This window comes from Streptomonospora arabica, from assembly GCF_039531585.1.
Classification (GTDB): domain Bacteria; phylum Actinomycetota; class Actinomycetes; order Streptosporangiales; family Streptosporangiaceae; genus Streptomonospora; species Streptomonospora halophila.
In genome coordinates this window covers 38,425-54,367 of sequence record NZ_BAAAQI010000021.1, presented here as the reverse complement: position 1 = coordinate 54,367, position 15,943 = coordinate 38,425, and the positions used below count along the sequence as shown (strand labels likewise).

Annotated in this window: 16 protein-coding genes; 6 read left to right on the top strand and 10 right to left on the bottom strand. The window is 72.0% G+C overall.

The features are described 5' to 3' along the window. Positions 1–73 precede the first annotated feature (73 nt). Complete coding sequence (locus ABD284_RS23160) at positions 74–1,678, bottom strand: glycosyltransferase family 2 protein (RefSeq protein ID WP_344147587.1); 1,605 nt, start codon at positions 1,676–1,678, stop codon at positions 74–76. A 379-nt stretch (positions 1,679–2,057) separates the two neighbouring features. On the opposite strand from ABD284_RS23160, the gene ABD284_RS23155 reads away from it, so the two are divergent. From ABD284_RS23155 to ABD284_RS23145, 3 genes are all read left to right on the top strand, one after another. After that, the gene (locus ABD284_RS23155) at positions 2,058–2,777 is read left to right on the top strand and encodes a WbqC family protein (RefSeq protein ID WP_344147584.1); all 720 of its coding nucleotides are present in this window, start codon (positions 2,058–2,060) and stop codon (positions 2,775–2,777) included. A gap of 190 nt (positions 2,778–2,967) precedes the next feature. Next, the gene (locus tag ABD284_RS23150; RefSeq protein WP_344147659.1) at positions 2,968–3,681 is read left to right on the top strand and encodes a PIG-L deacetylase family protein; all 714 of its coding nucleotides are present in this window, start codon (positions 2,968–2,970) and stop codon (positions 3,679–3,681) included. A 76-nt stretch (positions 3,682–3,757) separates the two neighbouring features. Beyond that, positions 3,758–4,750, top strand: coding sequence for an NAD-dependent epimerase/dehydratase family protein (locus ABD284_RS23145; RefSeq protein WP_344147581.1), 993 nt, complete (start codon positions 3,758–3,760; stop codon positions 4,748–4,750). An 89-nt stretch (positions 4,751–4,839) separates the two neighbouring features. On the opposite strand, the gene ABD284_RS23140 is transcribed toward ABD284_RS23145, so the two are convergent. Then, positions 4,840–5,262: a DUF202 domain-containing protein gene (locus ABD284_RS23140; protein WP_344147578.1), complete on the bottom strand. Its 423-nt coding sequence runs from the start codon at positions 5,260–5,262 to the stop codon at positions 4,840–4,842. After that, positions 5,259–5,657 (bottom strand): YidH family protein, encoded by a 399-nt coding sequence (locus ABD284_RS23135; protein WP_344147575.1) that lies wholly within the window; start codon positions 5,655–5,657, stop codon positions 5,259–5,261. Before ABD284_RS23135 ends, ABD284_RS23140 begins: the two co-directional genes overlap by 4 nt. 357 nt (positions 5,658–6,014) lie before the next feature. Here ABD284_RS23135 and trxA point away from each other — a divergent pair, with 357 nt between their 5' ends. Further along, a complete protein-coding gene (gene trxA, locus ABD284_RS23130; protein ID WP_344147572.1) occupies positions 6,015–6,398 on the top strand; it encodes a thioredoxin in 384 nt (127 codons plus the stop codon). 55 nt (positions 6,399–6,453) lie between these two features. Here the strand turns inward: trxA and ABD284_RS23125 are convergent, their stop codons facing one another. From ABD284_RS23125 to ABD284_RS23100, 6 genes are all read right to left on the bottom strand, one after another. Beyond that, positions 6,454–7,194 (bottom strand): spermine/spermidine synthase domain-containing protein, encoded by a 741-nt coding sequence (locus ABD284_RS23125; RefSeq protein ID WP_344147569.1) that lies wholly within the window; start codon positions 7,192–7,194, stop codon positions 6,454–6,456. A gap of 108 nt (positions 7,195–7,302) precedes the next feature. Next, positions 7,303–7,812: a hypothetical protein gene (locus tag ABD284_RS23120; RefSeq protein WP_344147566.1), complete on the bottom strand. Its 510-nt coding sequence runs from the start codon at positions 7,810–7,812 to the stop codon at positions 7,303–7,305. Then, positions 7,805–10,030 (bottom strand): hypothetical protein, encoded by a 2,226-nt coding sequence (locus ABD284_RS23115; protein WP_344147564.1) that lies wholly within the window; start codon positions 10,028–10,030, stop codon positions 7,805–7,807. The genes ABD284_RS23120 and ABD284_RS23115 overlap by 8 nt, the downstream gene beginning before the upstream one ends. A gap of 399 nt (positions 10,031–10,429) precedes the next feature. Then, positions 10,430–11,284, bottom strand: a complete 855-nt coding sequence (gene hisG / locus ABD284_RS23110; RefSeq protein ID WP_344147561.1) for an ATP phosphoribosyltransferase — start codon at positions 11,282–11,284, stop codon at positions 10,430–10,432. An 85-nt stretch (positions 11,285–11,369) separates the two neighbouring features. Continuing rightward, positions 11,370–11,633, bottom strand: a complete 264-nt coding sequence (locus tag ABD284_RS23105; RefSeq protein WP_425573292.1) for a phosphoribosyl-ATP diphosphatase — start codon at positions 11,631–11,633, stop codon at positions 11,370–11,372. A gap of 148 nt (positions 11,634–11,781) precedes the next feature. Next, complete coding sequence (locus ABD284_RS23100; RefSeq protein ID WP_344147555.1) at positions 11,782–12,672, bottom strand: SDR family NAD(P)-dependent oxidoreductase; 891 nt, start codon at positions 12,670–12,672, stop codon at positions 11,782–11,784. 297 nt (positions 12,673–12,969) lie between these two features. Between ABD284_RS23100 and ABD284_RS23095 the strand changes: the two genes are divergently transcribed. Continuing rightward, positions 12,970–13,665 (top strand): class I SAM-dependent methyltransferase, encoded by a 696-nt coding sequence (locus ABD284_RS23095; protein ID WP_344147552.1) that lies wholly within the window; start codon positions 12,970–12,972, stop codon positions 13,663–13,665. Positions 13,666–13,708: 43 nt separating this feature from the next. On the opposite strand, the gene ABD284_RS23090 is transcribed toward ABD284_RS23095, so the two are convergent. Then, entirely contained in the window at positions 13,709–14,677 is a 969-nt protein-coding gene (locus tag ABD284_RS23090; protein ID WP_344147549.1) for a LysR family transcriptional regulator, read from the bottom strand. Positions 14,678–14,761: 84 nt separating this feature from the next. Between ABD284_RS23090 and ABD284_RS23085 the strand changes: the two genes are divergently transcribed. Next, positions 14,762–15,913, top strand: coding sequence for an aminotransferase class V-fold PLP-dependent enzyme (locus tag ABD284_RS23085; RefSeq protein ID WP_344147546.1), 1,152 nt, complete (start codon positions 14,762–14,764; stop codon positions 15,911–15,913). Positions 15,914–15,943: the final 30 nt, after the last annotated feature.

Genomic DNA, 15,943 nt, shown 5'->3' with positions numbered 1-15,943 from the left:
ACCCCGGATGCGGGTCGCCGCACACCGGTGCCGCCCGTCACCGGGGCGCGGACGCGCAGGTCGCAGCGCTCGCCTACAGCCGCCCCGACGCGCGGGTGGGGCTCTGCCAGCGGCCGTCGGACCGGGTGGTCCACGCCTGGGGAACGGTGCGCAGGGTGAGGTAGGCGTCGAGGAGCCGCATCGGCAGGAAGAACACCCCGTAGACCAGGTAGCTGGGCCGGCGCCGGACGGTCGCCAGCACGCAGGTCAGGATGTAGTCGGGCACGAACAGCCCGATCAGGATCGTGGTGAGCGGCAGCACCGAGGTGACGGCGGCGTACCCCGTCGCATAGGCGTCCACGTCCAGCACCGCGCCGCCGGTGGCCAGCGGGACGAGCGTGAAAAGGCCCAGCGCGGCGGTGGCCAGCAGCAGCACCGAGACGACCACCACCTCCAGGATGTAGAAGAACAGCGCGAACCAGAACAGGCTGGGCCACACGCCGTGCCGGCGCACCGTCTGCCAGAACCCCAGGGTCCAGCGCCGCACCTGCTTGACGTAGTCGCCCAGGGTGAACGGGTCCTGGCAGTAGGCCTTGGTGTCGGGCCGCATCGAGATCCGCCCGAGGCGCTTGTGGTGCACCTCGAAGGTCATGTTGAAGTCCTCGATCACCAGGCCCTTGGGGTTGATGTCGATGCTCTTCAGCGCGCTTGTGCGGTACACGCTGGCGAAGCCGGGGACGATGAACGAGGTGCTGGTGTGCCGCCAGGTCTGGCCGAAGCGCAGCAGGTACTGCAGCAGCCAGTAGAGGCGGTCGCGGTAGGCCGAGATGGTCCGGCCGGTGATGGTGCGCTCCTTGGGCTTCCACTCGGCGACCACGAAGCCCGCCACGGCGGCGACGGAGGGATCGCCGAGCTGGCGGCGGGCGCCCTCGACGTAGCCGCTGTCGAGTTCGGTGTCGGCGTCGAGGATCACCACCCCGGCGTAGTTCTCGGCCAGCTCGAACTCCTCGATGACCGCCTCGATCGCGCCGGCCTTGCCGCGGTTGGTCAGCAGTTCGAGGACGTTGACTCCGGTCTCGGCGGCGATGTCGGCGGTGGCGTCGTGCGAGCTGTCGGAGACCACGTAGATGTCCCAGCGGTTGAACAGGCGCAGCGCCGAGGTGATGGCGCCGTCGATCACCGGCTCCTCGTTGTGGGCGGGAATGACCACCGCCAGGTCGAGCCGCTCGGGGGCCTCGGGGCCGCGGGCGGCCGGGTCCGCCGGCGCCGCACTCGCGGGAACCGGCTGCGCGGCGGTGGGCGCCGTGTCGTCGGGTCCCGGAGCGACCGGCACCGTGCCGGCGTCTGCGCCGGGCGCCGCGGCACGCGAGCGCACCAGCACCCGGTCGCCGTCCGCCTCCGCGGCACCGACCGGGGCGGCGGCCTCGGCGCCGCCGCCGGCGGCGAGGGCCCGGCGCCGGGCCGCGGCGACGCGCCGCTCGCGCACCGACCGCGCGGAGTCGTCGCCCAGGCGCGCGACGCCCACCAGGCTCCACACGAACAGGTTGACGCCGAACGCCATGCCGAGCAGGAGCGGTAGCGGGGTGGTCTCGGCCGCGGAGTCGAGCGCGAACCTGAGCCACTGTACGAAGAGCGTCACGGCGAGCGCGAGGGCGATCGCCCCGGCGAGCCAACTTCCGATGAAACGTGCCGTACGCACGGGTTGTCCTCCTGGCGAGGTTCGAGAGGTTCGACCGATGTCGGCGCAAGAACCGGCGATAAGTTGACGCTCCCAGGAGGCGAGAAGTTCACCTGGTCGCGCGTCCTATCTAGGCCACACGAATCCTATGTATGTACTTGCGGTCGGGGGTGCCCGTTGATGCAATACCTTAGGTAGCCGTGGCCCGCGCGGCCGACGGCAGCACGCCCGATGTCCGTAGATTCTTCGTAATTCTGCACGCTCGAATCAGTCGATATCAGTCTTCCGACCCACACCCATGACCGGACCGGCCCAGCATCCGTGAGCAGGGCCGACGCCGCGGAATCCGTGCTGGTCACCAGCACTCCACGTGCCCCAGCCGCCTCGGAGAGGAACCGCAGTGCGCGTCGCCATGCACCAGCCGCATTATCTGCCGTGGTTGGGACTCATCGACAAGGCAGACCGGAGCGACCTCTTTGTCGTACTTGATCATGTTCAATACGAGCGCCGCGGCTGGCAAAACCGTAACTACGTCGCCACGAAGAGCGGTCCCGTCCTACTGACCGTTCCGGTAATACAACGCAACCGCGACGAACGAATCCTGGACAAAGAGCTCGACAACTCCCGTACCTGGCGCGAAAAACACCGCAGGACGCTGGAGGAACACTGCTACCGCGGGGCTCCGTTCTGGGCAGAGCTCCGCGAGCGCTTTCTCGGCGTCTACGACCGGGATTGGAACAGTCTGGCCGACCTCGCCCTGGCCACGATGCGCGACGCCCTCGACGGTTTCGGCGTCGCGACCCCGGTGGTGCGCGCAAGCGAGCTCGGCGAGTTCCCCGGCCAGAAGAGCGAGCTGCTCGCCCAGCTCGCGGCCAAGGTCGGCGCCACCACGATGCTCTCGGGCGAGGGCGCGCGCGACTACATCGACACCGAGGTCTTCCGCCGCTACGGAATCGCGGTGGAGTGGCAGCGCTTCCGGCACCCCCGGTATCCGCAGCACAACCGGGCCGAGGAGGACTTCCTTCCTCGGATGGCCGCGCTCGACCTGCTCGCCAACGTCGGCCCGGCCGCCGCGCTGCGCGCGCTACGGAGCACCCGAGCCCGGGACTCGGGCGGCTGACCGCCCGCGCACGGCCGGCTCCGGCCGCGCCGGCCGGGCACCGGGCCTTCGGCTCCCGACTCGGCGGAGCATCCCAGCACAGCCGAACCAGACCGCCGGTCTGCGCCTCGCGACACACCCGCTGCCGTCCGCAGACGCGTCGGCCCGCGCTACCCGCGCACCATCCGGATCCCCCCGCGAAGGACGCCGCATCATGTTCGACTGGTCCCAGCAGCGCCTCCTGGTCATCGCCCCGCACCCCGACGACGAAGTCCTGGGCTGCGGCGGGCTTCTCCACAAAGCCAAGTCCGCCGGCGCCGAGGTGTACGTGCAGTTCCTGACCGTCGGCGACACCGCCGACGTCTCCGACAAGGGGTTCTCCACTGCGAGCGAGCGCGTAGGCGAGATCAAGGAGGTGGCCGACCACTACCGCTGGGACGACTGGCACATCGCGTTCCCCGGCGACGACTACCACCTGCGGCTCGACACCCTCCCGCGCTTCGAGGTCGCCAACATCATCGAGCGGCAGAGCCCGATCTCCGTCACGTCGGTCCGGCCCACCGCGGTGCTCGCGCCGCACCGCCTCAGCTACAACCAGGACCACCAGGTCGCGGCCGAAGCGGTGCACACCGCGCTGCGTCCGTCCGACGCGCGGCGGCGCCACCACCCCTGCCTCGTGCTCTCCTACGAGGAGGCCGCCGACCAGTGGCGCCAGGAGCCGGCGCCCGCACCGAACATGCTGGTCGAGCTCGACGAGGCCGCGATCGAAGCGAAGATCGCCGCAATGCGCCTGTACGGCAGCCAGTTCCACGATCACCCGCACACGCGGTCAGAGCTCACTCTGCAGAGCCTGGCCGTGCTGCGCGGGATGCAGGGCGGGGTTGCGTTCGCAGAGGGCTATCACGCGACACGCATGCTGGCCTGAGTACGTCCTCCGGCCGGCACCGCCCCCGCCACACGGAATACCGCGTATCCCAGACCCTGATAGAGGGGGAGGCACCTTGAAAGCCGTTGTGACCGGCGGAGCCGGATTCATCGGGTCGCACCTGTGCGACCACCTGATCGCCGAGGGGCACCAGGTCGTGGCCCTGGACGACTTGTCGACCGGTTCCGAGTCCAACCTGGAGCAGCTCAGCGGGCACCCCGACTTCGAGCTGGTGAAAGGCTCGGTGCTGGACGAAGTGCTCGTGGACGATGTCGTCGCCGCCGGCGACACCGTCTTCCACCTGGCCGCGGCGGTGGGTGTGCACACCATTGTGGACAAGCCGCTGGAGTCGCTGCGCACCAACCTGCACGGCACCGAGAACGTCGTCGAGGCCGCCGTCCGGCGGCGGGCACGCTACCTCGTCGCCTCCACGAGCGAGGTCTACGGCAAGAACGACGCCGAAGGACTCACCGAGGACGCGGACAGGATCCTCGGCTCGCCCCTGAAGAGCCGATGGTCCTACGCCGCCGCCAAGGGGCTCGACGAGCTCGTCGCCTACGTCCACGGCGGAGCCTCGGGCCTGCCCTGCGTCATCACGAGGTTCTTCAACATCGTCGGGCCCCGCCAGACGGGCCGCTACGGCATGGTCGTGCCGCGGTTCGTCGACCAGGCGCTGGCCGGCGAGCCGGTCACCGTCTACGGCGAGGGAACCCAGCGCCGGTGCTTCGGCTCGGTCTTCGACGTCGTTCCGGCAATGGTGCGCCTGCTGGAGACCCCCGCCGCCTACAACCGCGCCGTGAACCTCGGCGGCAAGGAGGAGGTCTCCATCTCCGAACTCGCCCAGCGGGTGATCGATCTCACCGGATCGGACAGCGCGGTGCGCCACGTGCCCTACGAGGAGGCCTACGGCGAAGGCTACGAGGACATGCGGCGGCGCATGCCCGACACCTCGCTGGCTGCGGGCCTGATCGACTACGAGCCCCGGTGGAGGCTCGACGACATCGTCACATCCGTCCTCGACGACAAGCGGGCGGGCTCACCGGCCGCGCACGCCGCCCTGGCGTCCTGATTCCCGGGCGCTGATCCCGATCCTGCTGGGCGAAGGGCCGGATTCCCGCTGTCCGGCCCCGGGGCGCCCACCGTGAGCGGGCACGCGCGTCACGCCACCAGACCACCCACGGCGACCGCGATCGCCAGAAGGCAGGAGGAGGCGCTGACCAGCACCAGCGCCCACGGCCGGGCCACCGGCGCGGGCGGGCGGCCGGTCCGGTCGTCGTGCAGCCCGTGCTCCGTGGCGCGCCAGCGCCGGCGCAGGTGCACGATGAGCACACCCAGTGCCGCCAGCACGCCCAGGACAGGGAACAGCCGGTACAGCGGGTCGCCGCCGTGCTGCGCTCCGCCCGGTTCCAGCGGGTCGCGCAGGTAGAGCATCGCCACGACGATGACCACGATCACGGTCCGCTGCCAGGCGAGCAGCGTGCGCTCGGCCTGCAGGCCGGCGGAGCGCGGCTCGCGCTCGGGCCGCGGCGGTCGGGGCGGTCGGGGCCCGGTTCCGGAGCCGCCCTCGGAAGGTGCGCTCACGACCAGTAGTTCCCGAACAGCACGACCGCACAGACCAGGGCGACCCCGACCGCGGTCAGCACGGGCAGTGCGCTCATGGGCAGCGGCTGGTCGCGGCGCATCGCCTTCTGCACGTGCAGCCAGCGCAGCGGCGCGTAGACGGTGATCACGACGGCCAGGCCGGTGAGCGCGAACCCGACCGCCAGCTTCACTCCGGAGTGCCAGTCCAGCGGGACCAGGTGCAGCACGGCCACCGCCCCGGCGATGAGCGCGAGGGCCGTGCGGATCCAGGCCAGGAAGGTGCGCTCGTTGGCCAGCGTGAAGCGGTAGTCCGGTTCGGCGCCCCGCGAACCGCCGGAACGCCCTCCGCTCGAACCCGCCTCCCCCTCGCCCGAGGGGTCTCTACCCGCGGCCATTCCCGCCCTTCCGTCGGCGACCGCCCTCCGGGCGGCCGGTGCCGTTCCGATCATCCTGTCGCAATGACCCTAGTGACCTCGGCATATTCCTCCCAAACCGGTATTGAACCGGTGTTTTGTAGGGATCTGCGAGGGTGAACGGGCGGACCTTCGCGGGTAGCGGGCAACACGCGGCGCCGGGCCCGGCCGCCGATATGACGGCCGGCAAGGGGAGGGCATAGCGTCGCCCCCGGGCCCTGGAGGCTCGACACCGCGGGTGTGCCCTGATCTGTGGCCACGGCGAGGCTTGTGGAACAAAACAGCGGGCACGACCGCTCTACGAGGCAGCACGTAACCGACCCGTCAGCAGGAGACTTCGTGGCCACGAAAGAACTCACCAAGGACAACTTCAACGAGACCCTGACGGAGAACGAGTTCGTTCTCATCGACTTCTGGGCGTCCTGGTGCGGACCGTGCAAGCAGTTCGCCCCGGTCTACGAAGAGGCCTCGGAGAAGCACGACGACCTGCTCTTCGCCAAGGTCGACACCGAGGACCAGCAGGAGTTGGCCGCCAGCTTCGACATCCAGTCCATCCCCACGCTGATGGTGGTCCGGGACAAGACCGTGATCTACGCCCAGCCGGGCGCGCTGCCGAAGGAGAGCCTGGAAGACCTCATCCGCCAGGCCCGCGAGCTCGACATGGAAGAGGTCCGCAAGGAGATCGAGAAGCAGCAGGCCGACGGCGAGGCACCGGCCGAGTGAACGCACGCCGTGCCAGGGGGCGTACCCGTACGGGTGCGCCTCCTTCGTCGTATGGTCAGGCCGCGGGCGCGGGCCCCGTCCGCGCGAGATAGACCACGTCGGGCTCCCCCGCCCGTGCGGGGACCTCGATGGTCTCGACCGCGCCGAACTCGCGTTCCAGCAGTCCGGCGAAGTCCGGCGCGCGCATGGCGCTCCAGAAGGCCACGGCGCCGCCCGGCCGGAGCAGCCTCCGCAGCCGCTCGAGCGCGGCGGGCTCGTACAGCCGACCGTTGCCCTCGACCACTGTCCAGTCCGGCCCGTTGTCGGTGTCCAGGCAGACCACGTCGACCCAGGGCCCGGCGTCTTCGGCCTCCTCGGCGGCAGCGGCGAGCCACGCGCCGAAGTCGGCGCAGACCACCGCGCACCGCGGATCGGCGAGGACACCGCCCGCGGCGTCGCCCAGCGGGCCGCGGTGCCATTCGACGACCGCGGGTTCCAGCTCGACCACCCGTACACGCTCCACGCGCGGGTCGTCCAGCGCCTCGCGGACCGAGAAGCCCACGCCCAGACCGGCGATCAGCACCCGCGCGCCCGGTGCGCCGCGGCCGCCGTCGGGCAGCGCCGCAAGGCAGGCCCGCACCATCTCCCGCTCGGACGCGCCGTCGCGGGTGTCCATCAGGAACACCCCGTTGCTGATGATCTCGAAGTGGTCCCCGGAGCGCCGCAGCACCAGCTCCCCGCCGGTGGCCCCGACGGTGCGTTCGACGACCGCCGGTTCGGGCCCGAAGCCCGCGGGCGGTGCCGTTGCGCGGTCCACCGGTCCTCCTCGGCGTCGGCTGCTCCCGGGGTCGGAGGATCCGCCCCGGCCGCCGAGTCGGATCCTACCCACCTCGCCGCGAGCCGCCCTAGCCGGCGGGCCGCCCCGTCAGGACGCGCGCGCGTCGATCGCGTCGAGGGTCGTCGAGTCCAGCGACGGCAGAGGCGCGGTGGAGGCGAAGTCCTCCGGCGGCCCCTTCCGCACGCCCGACGCCCCGATCTGGAAGTAGATCTGGGTGGTGTGGACGCCGTTGCCCCGCTCGTACATCAACAGCAGGGGCTCGTATGGAGCGGGGAGGTCGGGCAGCTGCGCCGCGGACGCCTTGAGCGCCTCGAAGTGCAACGCGTTCAGGCAGGAGTCGACGACCTCCTTCGACTGGTCGAGCGGGAGCGCCTCGTCCACCCGCCGTACCAGCGCGTCGTCCGCGCGCACGGACGGGGCCAGGGCGGCGGCGAGGTCGCCGAACGGCCATGCCGCCCCGGGAACGGCGCGGAACCACAGCGCGGAGCGGCGGAGGTACTCCTCGAACAGCGCGATCTGCGACCGCTGCTTGCGCGGGTCCTCCACGAACGTGAACCCCGCGATCCGCTCCGCGAGTGCGCCGACGGTGTCACTCATGGCCGATCTCCCGCAGCACGTGGTCGACAAGCTGGTCGAGGTTCGACAGGTCCTCGCTGATCTCGAAGTCCGGCCGCCGGACGCCGATCCTATCCGTCACCGCCCACATGTTCCCGTTCTCGCCCGGAGCCAGGTCGTGGGCGCCGAAGTGGTGGGGACCGGCGTTCGGGCGTCCGTCGTCGTAGTAGCCGGGATGGGTCGAACGGTAGGGGATGTCGCGCTCCATCAGCGCACTCTCCACACCTTCGTGGATCATCAGCCTGCGGAACCGCACCGCCTCGCGAGGCGACAGCTCCCCCGAAGCGGCCTTCTGCCAGAGGGTGCCGACGTGGTCGACGGGGCTGAACAGCCCGGACCGGTGCTGTCCGGGGTCGGTGGCGATCACGTGCTCGCGGGTGAACAGGTGCTCCTTGATGCGGTCGAGGACCGACCGGTCGAAGCCGGTGTTGTCGGCGATCTGCGCGGTGTCGCCGTCGGTGCCGCGGATCTCCTGGTATCTGCGCAGCGCATCCAGGGAGTCGGGGGGCTCCACATAGGTGTTGCCCTGGCCGTCGTGGTAGTAGCCGTTGTCGTCCGTCCAGCCCACCCGGTACATGTCGCCGGTGCTGGTTCCGAGGAACCCCTTGCTGCGGTCTCCCCCCGGAGGCTGGTACGTCTCATCGAGCGGCGGGTCCGGTTGCGGGTCGGGTCGAGGGGAGTCGTCGGGAGGCGGGGAGTCGGAGCCGTCGGGTTCCGCGTCGGCGTCACCGTCGAGCGGCGGCCCCTCGCTTCCGCCCAGGCGCGGGCGCTGGGGTGTCGAGGGGGCGTCCTCGGACGGGTCGGAGTCGGCGTCGCCCGCCGGTTCGGTGTCGGCCGGATCCTCGGGCGCGCGGGATTCGCCGTCGGGCACGCCGTCGCCGTCGGGCGTGGAGTCGCCGCCCGAGCCGCCGCCCGAACCGCCTCCGCCGCCACCGGGCGCGTCGCCGCCGGTGTCGATCGGGTCGCCGCCGCCGACGGGGGCCGGCTGGGACTCGAAGCCCCTGGCCTCGTCCAGCGCGTCGTCGATGCCATCCATCCGGCTCTCGTCGACGCCGACGCCGTCCAACCTGTCCTGCAGGGCCTGGGTGTTCCCGGGACGGTCGCCGACCTGCTGGAACCCCTCCATGTCGACGTCCTGCCGAGAGCCGTCGGAATCGCCGTTGGAGCCGTCCGAGCCGTCGCCGCCGACCTTGCGCGCCCCCTTGGCCAGGGCCTTGACGATCCCGACGCCGCCCACCGCCATGCTGCCGATGTTGAGAACGCTCTGCGTGATCACGTAGCCCGGCCGGTCGCCCCATTCACGCCAGGGCACGATCGCGTGGGCGAACTCCTTCCAGCCGTTGCCGAGGTTGCCGCCCCACTCGCTCCACGAGCTGACGCCCCAGCCGTCCTCGCCGTAGAGCCCGACCAGGCTGCCCAGGCCGGCGAGGGTGTCGCCCCAGTTGGTCTTGAGGTTGTCCCACCACGTGCCCCAGTCGTTGAGGCCTTCCCAGCCGTTCTCACCGTAGAACCCCGCCATAGCGCCGAGGTCCTCGACGATGCCGACGCCGAAGTCCTTCACGCCGTTCCAGGCGTCCTCGTACCAGGGCGCGTCGTACTCCTGCGGCTTCGCCCACGGGGTCTCCACGCCCTCGGGGACCTCGGTGTAGCCGTGGGCCTGCTCGTCGGGGCCGAGCGACCCCTCCTCGCCCGGTGCCGCGGCCACGAACGCGGTGCCGCCGAACAGCGCCGTGATCTTGTTGGCGCATTCCCGCTCGGCGGCCATGTACTCGTTGAGGGCGGCGAGCACGTCGTCGTTCATGCCGTTGTGCTCGTTGACCTTGCCCTCGTCCTCGCGCCAGTCGTCGTCGTCCTCGACGTCGGCGACGAACGCCTCCGCGTCGGCCTTCAGCCCCTGCAGCCTGCCCTTGATCCGCTCGGCTTCGTCGGCGAAGGTCTCCAGCGCGTCGGCGGCCGTGGCGACCGCCTCGTCCACCTCGTCGCCCTTGGTCGCCACCGGGTCGATGGCCGAGAGGAGGAGGTCGTCCTCGGGGGCGGTGTAGATGCCCTCCAGGCCCTTCCACGAGGACTTGATGTCCTGGCCGAACTGGGAGATGTCGCCGCCGTCGGTTCTGAGCGCCGAAGCGGCTGTGCGCAGGTCCTCGGGCTTGACCTGCGGAATCGGAATCGCGCTCGGGTCGATCAGGCCTTCGGTCGCCACGGCACCACCTGGGGTCGGTCAGCGGTCCCGCCCACGGCCTCGGGGAGGCGGACCGATGAAGTCGTGCTCTGCCGGCTCGCCGCGCCGGCCGCGGACACGGTCTCCGCGGGGGCGGAGCGGGACCGGGACCGGCGGCCGGACAGGTGATCCGGGTTCCATGATGCGCGCGACCGGGCCGCTCGGCGAGCGCTTCGGCCCGTCCGGAACCGGACGCGGAGCGAGGACGCAGATGGGAGGTGTGTGACCGGAAGCGGAGGGAACCGCGGGCGGAGCGGGGGCGTCCGAACCGGGGGATGCGGGCGCGCCCGCCCGCGGACTCACCCGGACTCACGCGGACGGTGCAGGGGCCGGGTACGCGGGATATCGGCCGCGGCCGGGGACGTCGGCCGCCGGCCCTCCTTACAGGCGGCAGGCGTAGATGTCGGTGACCAGGATCGCGCGGGCGCCGAGCTCCCAGAGGTCGTCCATGATCCGCTGGGCGGACGAGCGGGGGACCATCGCGCGCACGGCCACCCACCCCTCGCGGTGCAGCGGCGAGACGGTGGGCCCCTCCATGCCGGGAGTCAGCGCCACCGCGTCGTCGAGCTGCTCGGCGTGGACGTCGTAGTCCATCATCACGTAGTCGCGCGCCACCAGCACGCCCCGCAGCCGGCGCAGCAGCTGCTCGATCTTGGGGTCCTCCGCGGCGCCGCGCGGGCGGATGACCACGCCTTCGGAGGTCAGGATCGGATCGCCGAACAGCTCCAGCCCGGCGTTGCGCAGCGTCGTCCCGGTCGAGACGACGTCGGCGACCGCGTCGGCCACGCCGAGCTGGATCGAGCTCTCGACCGCGCCGTCGAGGTGGATGACGCGCGCCTCGATCCCCTTCCCTTCGAGGTACTGCTCCAGCAGCCCCTCGAAGGACGTGGCGATCCGCTTGCCCTTGAGGTCGTCGACCGTCATCGCCGCGCCGCCCGGCGCGGCGAAGCGGAAGGTGGAGCCGCCGAAGCCGAGGGCGAGCGCCTCCTCCACCGGTGCACCGGAGTCGAGCAGCATGTCGCGGCCGGTGATGCCGGCCTGCAGGATGCCCTCGCCGACGTAGACGGCGATGTCCTTGGGGCGCAGGAAGAAGAACTCGGCGTCGTTCTCAGGGTCGACCATGACGAGGTCGCGGGAGTCCTTGCGCTGGCGGTAGCCGGCCTCGCGGAGCATGGCGCTGGCGGGTTCGGCGAGCTGGCCCTTGTTGGGCACGGCGATTCGGAGCTGGTCAGCCATGGTGCGGGTGTCCTCGTTGAGCATCGACTTTCGAGCAGGGGCACGGAGTCGGCCGATCGGGGGATGGCGTACCGCCCGGACCGGCCTACAGATGCCGGTAGACGTCTTCGAGGCGCAGCCCGCGGGCCAGCATCAGCACCTGGAGGTGGTAGAGCAGCTGGGAGATCTCCTCGGCCGCGGCGTCGTCCGACTCGTACTCGGCGGCCATCCACACCTCGGCGGCCTCTTCGACGACCTTCTTGCCGATGCCGTGCACGCCGGCGTCCAGCGCCGCGACCGTGCCCGAGCCCTCGGGACGCGTGCGCGCCTTCTCGGACAGCTCGGTGAACAGCTCATCGAAGGTCTTCATGATCACTTTCCTCAGGCGGCGTGCCCTCCCAGCCTAGGCGCACGCCGCCCCCGCTCGTGACTGCGCACGGGCCAACAGCGGGTGAAGGCGGCCCCGCGGTGCGCGCGGCAGGCGGCGGACGCGGCACGCGGCGGACGCGGCCTCCGCCTCACTCCAGTTCGCGCTGGACCTCCCGGTAGGCGCTGCGGCGCGCGAACGTCTTGAACAGGCTGCGCGGGATGAGCCGCAGCAGCCCGTCGGCGGTCTTGTACTGCTGACCGGGCACGACCGACGTGCGGCCGGCGGCCCAGGCCCGCAGGGACTCGGAGACGATGCGCTCCTTGGCCACGAACGCGATGTCGGGCAGGCTCCTCCGCTGGACGCCGCGCGTCATCTCGGTGCGCACGAAGCCGGGAAGCACGGCGCTGACGTGCACCCCGTGCCCTGCGACCTCCAGGGCCACGCTCTCGCTCCACAGCCGGACGAAGGACTTCGTGGCACCGTAGACCGCGCCGCCGGGGTTGGCGGCCAGCTCTCCGGCCATCGAGGAGACGTTGATGACGCCCATGCGCGGAAGGTCGCCCTCCCCGAGCCCGGCGCGGCGGCGGCGCGCGATCTGCACGGGCAGCACCGCGCGGGCGAGCCGCACGACGGCGCGGATGTTCAGGTCGAGCATGGCGTCGACGCTGTCGGGGTCCTGGCGGACGAACTCGCCGCCCCCGCCCGTGCCCGCGTTGTTGACGAGCAGGTCGATCGGCGCAGCATCGCCGGTCCCGTCGGCGCGCAGCCGCTCCTCCAGGCGGGCGACGTCGCCGGAGTCGGACAGGTCGGCCGGCAGAGCGGCGGCGGACACTCCGCACTGCTCGGCCAGGTCGTCGGCCAGCTCCTCGATGAGCTGGGCACGGCGCGCGACCAGGACTAGGTCGTAGCCGCGGCGGGCCAGTTGGCGGGCGTACTCCTCGCCGATGCCGGAAGAGGCGCCGGTCACGAGCGCGGTGCGGCGCGAGTGACTGCGGGGAGCGGTTCGCGCGGATTCGGTCGAAGGCTCGGTCTCGCTCACGTCTGTTCCTCTCCACCGGGCGGCGCGGCCCGGGATTCGCTGGGCTCCAGGGGCGGCGGCCCTGCCGTGCCCCTACCCGCAGCGGCGGCCGCCTGACGGCTTCGCGCCGATCCCGTCCGAACGTGCGCGCAACCGACCCCCGGATACGGATCGAGTCGCATTCGCCCCGCTCAGCCGCGGAGAGCGTCCACGGAGACCGGCGCTGCGTCCCATCCTGTCCGTTGCACAGCGTGTCCGCCGCCACACACGCCCACCGGCTAACCTGCGGCTTACGGTGATAAGCACTACCGTTCAGGCATGGCAGCGCCACAGAAACCACTGCAGTCAACCGGAATCGATTCGCGGCTCCGCGACGCCGGGCTCTTCGTCCGCCAAGCGGTCCGCACTTTTCGCGCGACGGGGGCGGTGGCTCCCAGCAGCCGCGCTCTCGGACACGCGCTGGCACGGTTCGTCGACGAACGCGAGGACCCCACCGCCCCCCTGACCATCCTGGAGGCGGGCGCAGGCACAGGGGCCGTCTCGCGGGTGATCGCCCAGCACATGCGCGCGGGCGACACCATCGACCTGGTCGAGTCCAACCCGGAGTTCGCCGGCCGCCTGGCCGAGCAGCTCACCTCCGACCCCGATCTCAGCGGGATCGCCGACAGCGCGACGGTGCACCAGAAGCTGGTCACCGACATGGGGCCGGACGTCAGCTACGACGTCATCATCTCGGGGCTCCCCTTCGCCAACTTCACGGCCGAAGAGGTCCGCGAGATCATGGAGTACTACTTCTCCGTGCTCCGCCCCGGCGGCCGCCTGTCCCTCTTCGGCTACCTCTACACCAAGCAGGTCAAGGCGGTCATCGCCCCTCGCGAGGACTTCCTGCGCCAGGCGCGGTCCGGCTGGGTGGTCGAGGAGTGGGTCAACCGCTACGGGGTCGGCACCGAGCGCGTGCTGGCCAACCTGCCCCCGGCCTGGATCCAGCACCTGCGCAGGCCCACGGAGGACTGACGCCCTTGCGCACGCATCCGCAGTCGGCGGCCCGGTTCCGCGGTCATCCGCTCCCGGAGCCGCCGACCGCGGCGGAGAGCGCGTCGGCGCCGGCCGCGGGCGCCCGCACGGCCGCCGGCTCCACCGCGCCCGCGGCGGCCGCCAGCTCGTCCAGCATCGCCGCGACGGCCGGGGGCTGCGGCCCCGCCGACACCGCAGCGTAGATCCGGCGCGCACCGAGTTCGGGCAGCGCGATCCGGGCAACGCCGGGCTCGCTGTGGCAGGCGAACGCCAGGTCCGGCAGCGCCGACACGGCCAGACCGCGGGCCACCAGCCGCTGCACGGCCACGTACTGGTCGGTCGCGAAGTCGACACGGGGCTCGAAGCCCGCGACCCGGCATCGGAACTCCAGGTGGTCGCGGCACCGCCGGCATCCCGAGGCCCACGCTTCGCCGGACAGGTCGGCCAGGCGCGGCGGCTCGCCGCGTGCCGCCGGGTGGTCATCGGGGACCGCGAGCACGACGGGGTCGCGCGTGAGCGGCACGAAGCGCAGCCGTGTGTCGGTGTCGCCGGAGGTCTCGGCGTAGTCGAAGGCGACCGCGATGTCGGTCTCACCGGCCCGCAGCGCCGCGAGGGCCTCGGCGGGCTCGGCCTCGGAGAGCGCGCCGCGCACGTCGCCGGTCCGGCTGCGCAGAGCCGCCAGCGCATCGGGCACGAACGAGGAAACGGCGGTCGGGAACGCGGCCAGGCGCACCCGCCCGGCGCGAAGGCCGGCGATGGCGGCGACCTTCTCGTCGGCTTCGGCCAGCGCCGCGAGCGCGCTGTCGGCGTGCTCCGCCAGGATCCGGCCCGCCTCGGTGAGCCGCACCCCTCGCGCGTGCCGGGCGACCAGCGGGGTCCCGGCCTCGGCCTCCAGCCGCGAGATGTGGTGGGAGATCGCGGGCTGGCTATAGGAGAGGGACGCGGCGGCCGCACTCATCGAGCCGAGGCGGGCGACCTCGCGCAGCACGCGCAACCGGTGGAGTTCGAACATACGGGCAAGGTATCAACCTCTTCTTGGGCTCCTGCGGAAAACCTCTGATTGTCCTTGGGGTCCACCGGGACCAGGATCGGTGGCATGGACACACACGACGCCGCCGACCCGGGCGGCTCCGCTGAGGACCTCCTGCCCGCGCACATCGCCGAGCACTTCGGTACGGCCGGCACCGGGACCGCCTTTCTGAACACCGGCACCTACGGCCTGCCGCCGCTCGCCGCACACGAGGAGGTCCTTCGGGCCGAGCGCGACCGGGCCGCGGGGCGGCTGGACCTGTCCGTTCTGGACGAGGCGGTGAGCGCCTCGCGCTCCGCGTTCGCCGAGCTGATGGGACTGACGCCCGAGCGCGTAGCGGTGGGATCGCAGGCCTCCCAGTTCGTCGGCCTGGCCGCCGCCTCCCTGCCCGACGGCGCCGAGGTGGTCGCGGTGGAGGGGGACTTCTCGTCGCTGCTGTTCCCGCTGCTGGCCCAGCGGGAGCGCGGGGTCAGCGTGCGCCTGGTGCCGCTGGCGGACCTGGCCGCCGCGGTGCGGCCGACGACGGACCTGGTCGCGGTCTCGGCGGTGCAGTCGGCCGACGGCGCCGTCGCACCGCTGGAGGACGTCCTCGCCGCCGCCGCTGCCAACGGCGCCCGGGCCCTGGTCGACGCCACCCAGGCCGCCGGCTGGCTGCCGATGCCGGCCGACCGGATCGACCTGCTGGTCTCCTGCGGCTATAAGTGGCTGCTCGCGCCCCGCGGCACGTGCTTCCTCGCGGGCACCCCGGAAGCCCTGGCCGATCTTCCTCCGCTGGCGGCGGGCTGGTACGCCGGGGCCGAGGTCTGGGACTCGGTCTACGGCGGCCCCCTGCGCCTGGCCGCCGACGCGCGGCGGCTGGACGTCTCGCCGGTGTGGACGTCGTGGGTCGGGCAGGCGCCGGCGCTGGAGTTCATCGCCGAGGTCGGCGTCGCGGCCGTCCACCGCCACAACCTGGCACTGGCGGCGCGCTTCAGGGCCGGACTCGGTCTGGAACGCGGTGACTCGGCGATCGTCTCCCTGGCGCTGCCGCCCGGAAGCGCAGAGCGGCTCGCCCGCGCCGGCGTCATCACCTCCGAGCGGGCCGGGCGCGTGCGGTTCTGCTTCCACCTGTCCACCACGTCTGCCGACGTGGACAAGGCGGTGGAGGCCGTGGAGGAGGTGAAGGCCTCGGGGGATGCGGGGGCCGGGGAGGCTGACGAGTCCGCCGAGGCCGTTTAGGGGGTTGGGCGCTGTCGGCGGATCAGGCGC

Excerpts from the sequence above, each read along its gene's own strand:
- ABD284_RS23135 (WP_344147575.1), bottom strand. The coding sequence starts at position 5,657 with ATGGCCGCGGGTAGAGACCCCTCGGGCGAGGGGGAGGCGGGTTCGAGC.
- ABD284_RS23120 (WP_344147566.1), bottom strand. The coding sequence starts at position 7,812 with ATGAGTGACACCGTCGGCGCACTCGCGGAGCGGATCGCGGGGTTCACG.
- hisG (WP_344147561.1), bottom strand. The coding sequence starts at position 11,284 with ATGGCTGACCAGCTCCGAATCGCCGTGCCCAACAAGGGCCAGCTCGCC.
- ABD284_RS23105 (WP_425573292.1), bottom strand. The coding sequence starts at position 11,633 with ATGAAGACCTTCGATGAGCTGTTCACCGAGCTGTCCGAGAAGGCGCGC.
- ABD284_RS23095 (WP_344147552.1), top strand. The coding sequence starts at position 12,970 with ATGGCAGCGCCACAGAAACCACTGCAGTCAACCGGAATCGATTCGCGG.
- ABD284_RS23090 (WP_344147549.1), bottom strand. The coding sequence starts at position 14,677 with ATGTTCGAACTCCACCGGTTGCGCGTGCTGCGCGAGGTCGCCCGCCTC.
- ABD284_RS23085 (WP_344147546.1), top strand. The coding sequence starts at position 14,762 with ATGGACACACACGACGCCGCCGACCCGGGCGGCTCCGCTGAGGACCTC.